This is a genomic window from Streptomyces roseochromogenus subsp. oscitans DS 12.976 (assembly GCF_000497445.1).
Classification (GTDB): Bacteria; Actinomycetota; Actinomycetes; order Streptomycetales; family Streptomycetaceae; genus Streptomyces; species Streptomyces oscitans.
The window spans coordinates 4,558,104-4,569,694 of sequence record NZ_CM002285.1 but is presented as its reverse complement, the minus strand read 5'-3'; the positions used below and the strand labels follow the sequence as shown (position 1 = coordinate 4,569,694).

Below are 11,591 nucleotides of genomic sequence, written 5' to 3'. Positions count from 1 at the left end.
ACTGTCAACCCCCGGTGTGTTCACCCCACACGACTAACTTCCAGCGGCGACGTGTGCCGCGGGTCGCCGTTGGCATCCTGCGTGCCGCTGACGACCATGAGGTCGTCGGCCGTACTCCACTGCAAGGAGCCGACCTGCTTGGGGAGATCGCGGTAGCGCAGGGCGAACCGCACGCGGGCAGGCTGACGCGCTTGTCCATCCGGGAGAAGGAGATGTCCTGCAGCGCCCCGCCATCGACGGGTCGGGGCGCTGTACAACTGCGGTCATCCCGGAACCTCCCCGCCTTCGCGCTGAGCGTCCGGCCGTCGACCATCATGCCGGACACTGTGCGCCGTCAAGAGCACCGATCACCTGAAGGCTCCGACTCCAGAATCCTTTTGAGGTTGTTGCGGGCATGACGCAGATGGGAGCGGACGCCGGCTGGTGTCAGGCCCAAAATCTCGCCGATCTCTTGAGGGCTGTAGCCGTCCATCGCTCAGGCGAGAACCACTCTCTGGCGCTCGGGAAGGCTGCGGAGCGCGTTGAGGACGGTGCCCGTCACCTCCGAGGCACCCTCGGTGGAGGTGTCGCTTCCCCATACCGGCAGTGCGTGATCCTCCAACTCGGCCCTTGGACCAACCTTCTCCGAGGAAGCCCGAGTCCGCGGCAACTGCGATGCTCGTTGGCATGGGCGACAAGTGTTGGCGGATCCTGTCGGCTAAACCAGGGGCCAGGGCCGCGGTGGCTACCAGGCGGTCTTGGCGGTGCTGTATGAGGTGCGGCAGGTGGCGTCGGAGGCCGTAGCGGAAAGCTTGGTCATGGCCTGGGTCCACACCTTCTTGACCACCTTTTCCAGGCCCCGGGCCGCCGCCGGCGTGTTCAGAGAGAACTTCCTGACCGTTCCCCCCGTGGCGACGGTGAACTTGTTGCACACCGGCAAGGCGGCGTTGCGGTAGCGGTTGTCGAGCTCACCCGTCACGGCGGAACTATTGGCGGTGGCCCAACTGTTCCACGCCGCACAGGCAGGCCGGGTGAGTTCGGCCCGCTCGGTCTCGGTCAGACTGCCCAGAGCGGCGACAGCGGCGTTCCAGAACTCGTCCGGGATGGCGTAGCGGGTGGTGGCGAACTGATCCCCGGCCTTGAAGATCGCCTCCTGGCAGGCGAACGGCAGCGAAGCCGCTTGCGTAAGGGCGGCCAGGAGCGGAGGGGACTTCACACTCTGAGCGGCCGGGGTCTCCTCCTGAGGGATGACGATCACCGCCACCGCCAGGACACCGGCGGCCCCGGCCACGGCCAGAGCGGAGCGCTTGAGGCTGCGGGAGGTATTCATGAGCGCAGGTCTCCTGTACGTGAGGGCTGAGCGGCCAGCCCGGTGCAGACCAGGAGCGGGGGCTGGATACGGAGCATCAGCCACCGCGCCCGTCCCCGGCCCTACTCAGCGCTGACGGTCGGCTGCTGAGGTGGCCAGTTCGGCGAGGCGCAGGGCGCCCGGCAGGCCGGTGAGTGCAACGTGTGCTCGTTCGGCGCGGGAAGATGCCATCTGGGCCGCCTTGGTGAGGGCGCCGGTGCGTGTCAGCACGGCGAGGATGTCTCGGTGTGCGGTGACGGGATCGATGTCGCCGTGGAATACGGTGGTCAGGCGGTCGCGGTCGGCTTTGTCGGCCACTTCGTAGGCGAGCAGGACGGGCAGGGTGGGCTGCAGGTTGGCGACGTCGCTGATGGCTGTCTTGCCGGTGATCTGGTCCTCGGCGGTGTAGGGGAGCAGGTCGTCACGGATCTGGAAGGCCATGCCGAGCTGTTCTCCGTACGTGCGGAGGGCCCGGTCCTGCTCCGGGGTTGCTCCGGCCAGGATGGCGCCGGCCTGGCAGGCGGCGCCGGTCAGCGCGGCGGTCTTGGCTTGCATGACGTTCAGGACGGCGGGTACCCCGCAGGTCAGGTCGCCGCGGATTTCGGTTTCGCGCATGATGCCCTGGCACATGTGACGCAGGGCCTCGACGGTGACCCGTGCTGCGTGCAGTACGCGCTCGGCGGGGCCGCCGCTGAGCATGGCCGCAATGCCGGCCATCGACAGTCCGTCGCCTGCTACCAGGGCCTCGGCGAGACCGTACTGCTCGGCGGTGGAGGCCCGCCCGCGGCGTACCGGGTCCTGATCGACGATGTCGTCGTGGACAAGGCTGGCGACGTGCAGGCATTCGATGCCGGCCGCGAAAGCCAGCACCTGGTCGGCGGTGCCGCCGACGGCTTTGGCCGACTCCATGCACAGGACGGGGCGCAGGAGCTTGCCCGGGGGGAACAGTGCGTCCAGGCATGACACCTCCAGCAGGCTGTCGCCGCTGCCCACCCAGCGCAGCAGTTCAGCTTCCAGGAGCGGAATGTGTGTGCCCCCGACTGGGGTCGCGGCGATGGACATGACAGGTCCCTTCGATGGTCAGCAGGGGATGACATCGCGCATGACGGGGCGCCACGCGTTGAGGAAGTGGCCCATGGGTGGTTGCACCGGCCGGTGTAGTACGTCCTGTCCTGCGGCCAGCGCTCCGGCCACGAGGAGCCTGAAATGCTCTCCCACTGCGTGGGTATAGGGGCTGGCGGTGGTGTGTTCCAGTTCAGCGGCCAGGGCGGGCAGCCGGTCAGTGACGCGCGCGGCCTCGAACGCGATGAGATCAGCCATGGGCGGTGTCCACCGCTTCGCCTTGACGTCCTCAGGGCACACCCCGAACTGGTGGAGATCCTCCAGAGGGAGGTACAGGCGGCCGTCGTCGAGGTCCTCCGACAGGTCGCACAGCACGTCGGCCAGCTGGCACAGTTCGGCGAACTCATGCGCCAGCGATTGCACTTCGGCCAGTTCGGTGCCGACCATGGCCCACATGACCCTGTAGAACGGGCTGCCTGAGACCTGCCCGGCCCACTGGCACAGTTCCGCGTAAGTGACGAAGTCACGGAAGTCGAGATCGCGCTGCATCCCGGTGAACATGTCCTCGATCAGTGACAGCGGCATGCCGAAGGTCCGCTGCGTGTGCACCGTGGCGTGCAGGACGGGATCGTGGGAGCCGCCAGTGGCGAATGCTGCCCGGGTGGCCTCCGCGAATTCGGCGAGCCGACGCCGACGGTCCTCGACCGGCCCGCTATCTGCCCAGGCATCAGCACGGCACCCGTGTGCCACCAGCGCCGCCGTATAAGGCCGTGCCGCTGCGGGCGCGATGCGCAGCGCCCCCCAGCGGCCGCGCCCTCCGCCGAGACCGGATACCTCTCGCGCGCACACCGTGTAGCAGCGCCGAAGGACAGGATCGGTGATACCCGCCGCATCCAGCCATCGCCCTACCAGCATCTGTGAACCCCTTTCTGCTCAACCGGCCCCCTTTCGGGGTCAGGACTTCGCTCTGCGATGAGGGCGCGACACGTCCCTCCAGGGCCCTTGTTGGGCCGTCGTGCGGGGGCGTCACTCAGCGGGACGTCGACGTGGCCCGGGCCGGGTGCGCAGGTTGTCGGCGCGTGGGCAGCCAAGGCAGACGCAAGGACGGCATTGCGGTCAGGGCGTCTTTGGTGCGGCGGTGGAAGGCGAGCAGGCCCAGGAACGCGGCGCCGGCGAACCACAAGAACTGAACGGCCAGATCACCGGGCAGCCACTCGCGGGTGAAACCCGCAGCTGAGGCAGCCTGCATGGTGCCGTAGGTAGGCAGGAACCGCACGACCTGGCTTCCGGCACCGCCGCCGGCCAGCGGATTTTGAAGACCGACATCCACGAGGCTGGTCATGACCAGGGCGAACATGCCCTCCACCTCCCGGCGCAGCAGCGAGCCGAAGACGACGCCGAGCGCCCCGTAGGTCATCGCTCCGCAGAACAAGGCAGCGGCGAGCAGCAGTGGCTGCCGAGGGCTCCAGGCCATGCAGATCACCGCGGTGGCATAGGCCGCGATGGCGCCGGAGGCCAGGGTCAGCGAGGTGGTCTTGGCCAGGACGAGATGGATGCGGGGGTACCCGGCCAAGGCCAGGCGGCGGTCGAAGCGCCCGCCGTTGAACGTGACGGCGAACATCATGAACCCGGTGATGAGGGTGACGGCGTTGATGGCGCCGGTGATCTGCGTGATCTGGTTGCCGGCCGGTGCCAGCAGCCGGCCGGTCGCCCGCAGGCGGAAGGCCAGGTGCCTGCTGGGGATGACGGCGTACGCCAGGCTGATCCAGCAGGGGATGAACACGGCGACCAGGACCATGGCGAGCCTGTTCCGGGCGTGTTCGACCAGGTCGAAACGGACTGCTGTGACGAACAGGTTCAGGTGCCGCCTCATGCCGACACCCCCTCAGCGGGGCGCAGCACGCCGCGCTGAAGGCGCCACAACTCGTCCAGGCGCTCAGCGTCATAGGCCAGGTGGGAGACGACAAGGACTGAGCGGCCCGTATCGCGTAATCGGGCCGCCAAGTCCCAGAAACGCTGGTAGGTCTCCCAGTCGAAACCCTGGTAGGGCTCGTCCAGCAGCAGCACCTGCGGGTCATGCATCAGCGCCAGGGTCAGGTTCAGCTTCTGACGGGTTCCGCCGCTGAGCAGGCCGGCACGCTCATCGACGTACTCCGACAATCCCAACGCGTCCATCACCTGCCCGGCGTGCTGCAGATCCGACAGCCCGCGCGCGACTCGGAAGAACTCCAGATGCTGGCGCACGGTCAGAGCCTCGTTGACCACCACGTCCTGCGGGCAGTAGCCGAAACGGCCCCCATGACGGACCGTGCCACCCAGCGGGCGCAGCTCACCAGACAAGATCTTCAACAGCGTCGACTTGCCCGCACCGTTCTCGCCGACAATCCCGGCCAGCACTCCAGGCCGTAGATCAAGGTCAAGGCCCCGCAAGACCTCACGGCGACCGTATGCGTGACGCACACCCCGAACCTCCACCGCACCCCCGGGCTCTACGGCGGTCGCAGGCACTCACTGCCGGCCACTCGCCGTCACGGCAAGGCTAGGCATCACGTACGGTCAATACCGGGGCAAGATCACTTATTAGCCCGCACGAGTGAAGCCCGCGCTGTAATCGGCGCCCAGCTCCGGGGTGATCACCTGCGTTGCCGAACCAGCGGGCGAGGCAATCGCACAGCGACACGCGAGAGTTGGACTCCGACAGTACGGACGCGGCAGACTAGAACAAAAGGACCTCCAGACACTCGGAGCGGGTTCGTACCCCGAGCCACCAGCAGGCCCTGTTTCCGTGCGCGGCCCCCACGAAGATCACCCGTGCGCGTTCCGGTCGTACCGGAACCGCGTCCTCGAACCTGACCGACACGCAGTCCAACAGCGGATGCCGTCGATGCTCGCGCCTGTCATCCACGCACGACACCTCGACGTACGGCACGGCCCCTTCCGCCCCAGCGGGCACGGCCATCCAACACCTCCAGCGTGCTCACCTCACGACTAGGTTCACTATCAAAAAAGCCGAAACGACTGGTTTCGTTGTCAAACGCCTCGATTGGACATCAAAGGGCATATTTGTCCTTTGATGTCGAAGTCAGTCGCGTGCAGTGCACTGACCTGGGGCGACTAGATTGGATGCCAAGGGGGAGGCTGACCGCTTCTTGCGCTGTCTGCCGGATCGCGTGTAGTCGATGTAGTGGCGGATGCTGTGGTATTTGACCAGGTAGTCGTGGTCGTCCATGAGCTCGATCCAGATCTGCCTCTTGTTCAGCCCTCTGCTGATCATGTTCTCGACCAGGTCGGCGAGTTCGCCCGTGATCGGGTCGGCCAGCTGTCCCGTCTCTGTGGTGGTCAGGCGTGGGGTCTCCAGGGCGAAGCGGATATCCCAGCAGCGGAGGTTGTAGCGCTTGGCGAGCGTGTGGACCCGTGTGCCTTTCAGGGCCTCTTGGGCGATGCGGTGCGCCAGGTCCGGGCGCCGGGCGAAGGGATTCTTCCTGGGCAGGCGGCGGCGTGGTCTGTTGGTGCCACCCAGGGCGCTGGCGTCGGCCAGGGCGCGCTCGAGTGCCTCGGGCGAGTGGCCGGCGACCGTGGCGAGGTGTTCGAGGAGCGGCCTGGCGAACCACTGCGGTGGGCCGGAGAGATAGCAGTGCAGGAAGCTGGGCTTGAGATGGTTGGCGCGGGCCAGGCGCCGGATGTATGAGTCGGAGGATTCTCCGAGGCAGGGGCGGAGGCGGACCGGCAGAGGCGCATACCGGGGCGGCAGTTCGCTGTTCACCGGGACGCTGCGGTCTTCGTGGCCATCGAGGCGGTGGTGTGGGCGGTGTGGTCGAGCGGGATGGCCTGCAGACTCCGCTTGGTGATCTTCTCGGTGCCGGTGAGGATGGCGTCGATCGCGGCTCCGCGGATGGCGTGGGAGAGGGATCCGATCATGCCGCCGGTGTGGTTGTGCAGGAAGCGGTCCAGGCTGGTGAGCGTGCCTGGGCGGTGGTCGTGCAGCCGCAGGGTGTCTTCCATGGTGGCGACCAGGCCCTTCCATTCGCTGTTGCAGGGGAAGGGGCGGGAGGGGATCAGGGTGAAGCGGCCGGCGATCTGGGCGCCGCGTGTCCCGGACAGAAGGCTGGATTCGGCGATGTCGATGCCGGCATAAACGAAGGTGGCGGGCAGGCGCTCGGAGAAGTACTTGAGGGTGTCGGCGACTTCGGCGCCGTGGCGGCTGGTGAGTGAGATGTTGTGGAGCTCGTCGACCAGCACCAGACCGGTGCACGTGTCGGTGCAGACCCCGACCACGGCCTCGATGATGTCGGTCATGTTCGAGCGGGCCCGCACCGGCAGTCCCAGGAAGCGGGCGAACTCGGTTGCGATCATGCGGGCCGTCGCGGCCGGCGGGACGGTGACGTAGACGACCGGGATGCGGTCGTTGACGTGTGGGTGCCGGGCCCGGTCAAGGAGTTCGTGGGAGCGTCCCAACTGGGTGATGGCGATGGTCTTTCCGGTGCCCGCGGGGCCGGAAACGATCAGCCCTCGGCGGGCGCTGATCGCGTGGCGGTTGAGCAGGACCAGCCGACGGCCGCAGATCGCCGTCTTCTCGACGAACGAGGTGGCGATCGTGAGCATGCGGGCGTGATGGTCCAGGCGGTCTTCGTCGTAGAGGTCCCGCTCGGGTACTGGCATTTGCTGCCACGTGCTCCGGGACGACAGGGCCGGGGGTTCGGGCGGCCCGTCGATGAACCTGCGCCATCCGGTCAGAGTGTTCAGCTGTCGGCCGGCCTCGGCGTCGGACTCCCGCAACACGGCCTGCCGGGCTGCCGGTGTGGATGAGGTCACGGGCGCCTCCAGGGGTTGGCGAGCGGGTCGAACAGGCCCAGCGGGATGACCTTGGCCGGCGCGGTGTCGGTGTCCTCATCCGCCGGTTCGCGGTCGGCCGGCGGATCGGGGATCTCCCGGCCTGGGGCGGTTGCCCGGGTGCGGGCGGCAATCCGGCGATCTTTCTGAGATCGTTTGGCCGCAGGGCCCTTCTCGTCTAGGGGGCCATCGTGGGCGCGCTGGAGCAGGGCGGCCGCCGCATCCGCGATCTGTGTCTCGTTGCGGCCCGGGACCTGTTGGCGGGCGTGGTCCCAGGCCATTTCGCCGAACGGGACGCCGACGCGGTGCAGGTGCCGCCAGAACGCGGTGATCCACCGGTCCCGCTCGCCGCGGCGGTCGCGTACCCAGATCCGGGAGACGTCGTAGGGGTCGTGGTGGATCTCCCACAAGCCGTTCTTCTCGGCGATGCCGGAGCGCTGACGGCGCAGCGGGTTCAACTCCGGGCTGTCGTAGGTGCGGTGGTTGATCTTGATGCCGTAGGCGTTGATCGCCTGCCACCGTTCCGGCAGCAACTCGACGTAGTCCTCACCGCTCAGCGGGGCCGGGACGTAGCCGCTCGACTCCAGCAGCATCGCGTACTTCTCGTTCGGCGAGAAGGCCCGCTTCGGCGCGTCGGGGTCACGCAAGGAGTCGTGCGGCCGGTTCTGCCAGACAGCGACGATCCACTCGTCGAGCAGTTCCTGCAGCTCGGGCAGCGACCACAGCGGTCCGTCCTCCAAGTGCCGGCCGCGGCGGTCCACCGACCGGCCGGTGTAACCCGCGACGAACTGCGCAAACAGCGTCGCCACGGACCCCAGGGTCTTCTCGATCACTCCCTTCTCGAAGGGCGATGCCTTGTGCGTCGGCTGCAGCGTGATGCCCAGAAAGCGGCAAGAGGCCCGGAAGTTGTTCGAGATGAACAGCTTTCCGTGGTCGCAGACGACCGTCTCCGGAACGATCACCGGCCGCGCCGCCGCATGCTCCAGCCGCTCGTCCAATTCCAGCAGCCGGCGGTGCGGCAGTGCCGACCGGGACATGCGCAGCGACTCCGACCAGCCCGGACCCATCATGTCCGGCGTGATGCTGCGGGCCACCAGCGCGGAGGCATCGGCCGCCTTCGTCGTCGGCCGCAGCACCGCCGCAGTGATCGACCTGGACGCGATATCGACCAGCGCGGTCAGCTCAACCTTCTCCGCGATGCCGTCGTCCAGCCTGACCAGGACATCCAGCGGACTGGAGTCGATCTGCATCAACTCGCCCGGTGCAATGGCCGGGACTTCCCCGAACGGGCCGGCCGGACGCGCATGCAGCGAGCGGCGCGTGGTTGCCGAGCCGGTCGCATGCGTCCCGGCGGCCAGTTTGTCGAACAGCCGGTAGAGCGTGCGCTCGTGGGGCATTTCGATGCCGTCGCCATCCTCGCCGGCTGCCAGGATCTGCTTGGTCCGCCAGATGGTGAATCGGACTGTCCTCGAGGAGGCATCGGTCGTCTCGGCGATCGCCTGCCGCATCGCGTCGACCACCGCCGGGGCGATCTGGCCGAAGGGAGGCAGCTGCTTGGCCGTCCGGCCGTCGGCCAGCCCAACCAGCCCGTCGCGGCGATAACGCTGGCGCCGCTGCTTGACGCCACTGGCCGTCATCCGATGGCCCGCCGCCGTCAGCTCGGCCGCTTTGGCCCGCTCGCGTTCGGCTAGCGAGTGCAGCCTGGGGTCGAACTCCGGCCGCGGCACCGCCCCCTGGGGAGCATCCGGCGGCAAACCGTGCAACACCTCCAGGATGTGCCCCTCCCACCAACGGGCCTGGTCAGCGGCCGTCTTGGGGTACTCCGCGATCCGGGCTGTCGGTGGAACCCGCCGCCCCTGCTCCGTCATCCGGCACCCCCACCGGCGAGGCGCACGACCGTGCGCGGCCCCAGCAACTCGACCGACATCCCCTCGGCGGACAACTCCTGCCGCCACAGAAGGTGGAACAACACAGGCAGCGTCGCGAGCCGGTCGCCGGCGCTGTCGGCCCCGGCCATCAGCGGCACCGGTTGCGAGAAGACTTCCATCAGCCGGGCCGCCACCGGATGCTGTCGGCAGCGCGGGTGACGGTAACGCGACAGCCACCGCACGTTCGCTAGCAGCACCGCCTCCGGCCTCCCCACCCGCTCAAAGCCCCACCCGGCCTCGGCGCAGGCCCGGCGCGTCACCTCGAACGCTTCCGCATCGCGCGGTGCGATGCAGTCGTCGGCGCGGACATCGACAACCACGGCCGAGCCATCCGCGCGGCGCACGAAGAAGTCCGGGGCATGCCGACGCTCACGCGTCCCGTCGTGCCAGTGCAGCCAGAACGGCTGGGAGGCGACCCCCACCACAGCCGGATCGAAATCCATGAGCACGAGACGGTCCCGCTCCAGCCACGACTCGAAACCGACATGCTGCCGAGTCGTCGCCGCCCAGTACCAGCCCGGGAAATAGCGCCCACCCGGCGGCCACCGAAACGGCCGCACCGGACGAGCGTCCTCGAACCTGACCGACACACAGTCCAACAGCGGACGCCGACGACGCTCACGCTTGCCCACCACACTCGACACCTCGACGTACGGCGCCGCCCGTTCCGACCCAGCCGATACCGACATACGACACCCCCAGCCTGCATACCCGTCACGACTAGATTCACTGTCAAAGAAGCCGAAACGACTGGGTTCGCTGTCAAACGCCTCGATTGGATGACAACGCGACTGGGTTCGCTGTCAAAGGACAAGTTCGCCGGGGGCAGACGGGAAAGAGCCCGAAAGAACTGGTGCGCGGCGGCAAGCCATGTCAACGTACAACGCCCTGCTGGAAACCCCGCCAAGCCCACGGAGGCGCCCCTGCACCCGCACCACCCCAGCGACTCCTCCCGTCCTGCCTCGCCGGACCAGGTGTACTGGGTCACCCCGCGCCACCTAGCCGGCGACGATGGTGTGCTTGCCGAGCGGATCGGCGACACCCTGGCCAGCCTCGGCTGGCGCATGTGGCTTACCTCCCGTCACACCCTGCTGTACGTCAGCCCGGACGGGCTGCGCGGCGCCGAATGGGTCCTCGCCGCTTATCCGTTGGAGTTGGGCGGACTGCCCGTTTCCTGGCAGCTGAGTGCCCGCTCGCATGCCGCCTCCGTGATGATGGAGTGGAACGCGTACTTCACCGCCGGTGTCCCGTACGAGGCGATCGCCGATCTCCTCGTGGCGATCGACGCCCGTAAGGCGCCCGACGTTGGTTTCGAGGGGCCCGAGACCGTCCTCAACGCGCTCTGTGCCCGCGGCTGGGTCCGTGACCTGGACCGCCCCCGTACGACTGCCATGGATCCCGGCTTCGCCTGCAGCGTCTCGCTGGAGGTGCTGCCGCCGCTCATCGAGGACGCCGACCCGTGCTCTGACCTGGTGGGCTGGCAGGCGTGGGCGGAACCCGCCCTCGGCGCTCCGTATCTGTGGTGCGCCAGCTTCAGCGCCAGCGTCCCCCACGACCTGGTCGCCGCGTTCGCCTCCTCGCTCGCCTCCCCGGTCCCGGTTCCTCGCCGCACCGTGCCCAAAAGCGCCGAGGCCGGCTCACCGTCGTTCGCCGCAGCTGACGACCCCTGCCTCGATAGAGCCGCCGTTGTGCGGCTCATCGCCGATCTCCCCGGGCGGAGGCACATTCCCCGTGCCCGCCAGACGACAGAGAGGAAGAAAATCTTGTTCTTTCGACGTGCTCGCGAGGACCGCGCCTTCCGTGAGGCCCAGCGTGCGGGCTACGCACTACTACTGCAGCTGCAGGACACGCAGCCCTGGCCCGACGCCTCCCAGCTGAGCGCACCGGCTGCGGCTCCGGAGGAAGCGGTGGCGTCCGACTTCCTGCCGCCGGACTTTCGGGTGCCGTCCCGGCAAGAGGTCGCTGGCCTGATGATGCGCTGGCAGCATCCCCTCGTCGTCGACGGCGAGGTCCGTACGTGCCCCGAGTGCGGCGCATACCGGGACTGGATCGTCTTTTGCCTGCGCGACGACTCGGTGTGGCTGCGCTGCCGGGCCGGCCACGAGACGAAGGAACCGCGCTTGGACGCGGCCTGGTACAACCGCCACTCCGGTCCCGTCGACCGGTTCCATCCCACCCTCGAAGAGGGCCTGCGCCACCTCGGCCACTGAACCCCCGAAACCCCTCCGCCCCTTCGTACTGCCGGTGCCCGGAGGGCCGGCCTGGTCAACCCGTCCGCTTCGCAGACCACCAAAGGGGTTCGCATGCGCCTTCACACTACAACCGTTCTCAGCCTCAGCGCCTTCGCCGTCCTTGCCTTGACGGGATGCTCAACCGACAGCACTGATTCCACCGACCCGACCTCCGGGGTGCCCGTCTCGGTGCGCCCGGACGGTGAGTGCCCC

At 68.1% G+C, this 11,591-nt stretch carries 12 protein-coding genes and 1 pseudogene; 2 read left to right on the top strand and 11 right to left on the bottom strand.

The window, feature by feature from the left end; all coding sequences use genetic code 11:
• Positions 1-20 precede the first annotated feature (20 nt).
• The 11 genes from M878_RS97600 to M878_RS69295 all read right to left on the bottom strand — a co-directional run bounded on the left by M878_RS97600 (position 21) and on the right by M878_RS69295 (position 9,836).
• On the bottom strand, positions 21-173 hold the full coding sequence (locus tag M878_RS97600) for a hypothetical protein (protein WP_023548251.1): 153 nt from the start codon (positions 171-173) through the stop codon (positions 21-23).
• A 161-nt stretch (positions 174-334) separates the two neighbouring features.
• Entirely contained in the window at positions 335-472 is a 138-nt protein-coding gene (locus M878_RS000000101875; RefSeq protein ID WP_106962731.1) for an RNA polymerase sigma factor, read from the bottom strand.
• A gap of 252 nt (positions 473-724) precedes the next feature.
• Positions 725-1,309 carry a hypothetical protein gene (locus M878_RS69335; RefSeq protein ID WP_023548249.1) on the bottom strand — a complete coding sequence of 195 codons (585 nt, stop codon included), beginning with the start codon at positions 1,307-1,309 and terminating at the stop codon, positions 725-727.
• A 105-nt stretch (positions 1,310-1,414) separates the two neighbouring features.
• Positions 1,415-2,389, bottom strand: coding sequence for a polyprenyl synthetase family protein (locus M878_RS69330; protein WP_023548247.1), 975 nt, complete (start codon positions 2,387-2,389; stop codon positions 1,415-1,417).
• A gap of 18 nt (positions 2,390-2,407) precedes the next feature.
• A complete protein-coding gene (locus M878_RS48315) occupies positions 2,408-3,304 on the bottom strand; it encodes a phytoene/squalene synthase family protein (RefSeq protein ID WP_031225323.1) in 897 nt (298 codons plus the stop codon).
• A gap of 115 nt (positions 3,305-3,419) precedes the next feature.
• The gene (locus M878_RS69325; RefSeq protein ID WP_023548243.1) at positions 3,420-4,262 is read right to left on the bottom strand and encodes an ABC transporter permease; all 843 of its coding nucleotides are present in this window, start codon (positions 4,260-4,262) and stop codon (positions 3,420-3,422) included.
• On the bottom strand, positions 4,259-4,864 hold the full coding sequence (locus tag M878_RS69320) for an ABC transporter ATP-binding protein (protein ID WP_031225322.1): 606 nt from the start codon (positions 4,862-4,864) through the stop codon (positions 4,259-4,261). Before M878_RS69320 ends, M878_RS69325 begins: the two co-directional genes overlap by 4 nt.
• Positions 4,865-5,471: 607 nt before the next feature.
• Positions 5,472-6,152, bottom strand: coding sequence for a TniQ family protein (locus M878_RS69310; RefSeq protein ID WP_023548238.1), 681 nt, complete (start codon positions 6,150-6,152; stop codon positions 5,472-5,474).
• Positions 6,149-7,201 carry a TniB family NTP-binding protein gene (locus M878_RS69305; RefSeq protein ID WP_023548236.1) on the bottom strand — a complete coding sequence of 351 codons (1,053 nt, stop codon included), beginning with the start codon at positions 7,199-7,201 and terminating at the stop codon, positions 6,149-6,151. Before M878_RS69305 ends, M878_RS69310 begins: the two co-directional genes overlap by 4 nt.
• On the bottom strand, positions 7,198-9,087 hold the full coding sequence (locus M878_RS69300; RefSeq protein ID WP_031225320.1) for a Mu transposase C-terminal domain-containing protein: 1,890 nt from the start codon (positions 9,085-9,087) through the stop codon (positions 7,198-7,200). The genes M878_RS69305 and M878_RS69300 overlap by 4 nt, the downstream gene beginning before the upstream one ends.
• A complete protein-coding gene (locus M878_RS69295) occupies positions 9,084-9,836 on the bottom strand; it encodes a TnsA-like heteromeric transposase endonuclease subunit (RefSeq protein WP_031225319.1) in 753 nt (250 codons plus the stop codon). The genes M878_RS69300 and M878_RS69295 overlap by 4 nt, the downstream gene beginning before the upstream one ends.
• A 285-nt stretch (positions 9,837-10,121) precedes the next feature.
• Here M878_RS69295 and M878_RS000000101870 point away from each other — a divergent pair.
• Positions 10,122-10,807, top strand: a pseudogene (locus M878_RS000000101870) (SPDY domain-containing protein).
• A 103-nt stretch (positions 10,808-10,910) separates the two neighbouring features.
• A complete protein-coding gene (locus M878_RS000000101865) occupies positions 10,911-11,357 on the top strand; it encodes a hypothetical protein (protein ID WP_031225317.1) in 447 nt (148 codons plus the stop codon).
• Positions 11,358-11,591: the final 234 nt, after the last annotated feature.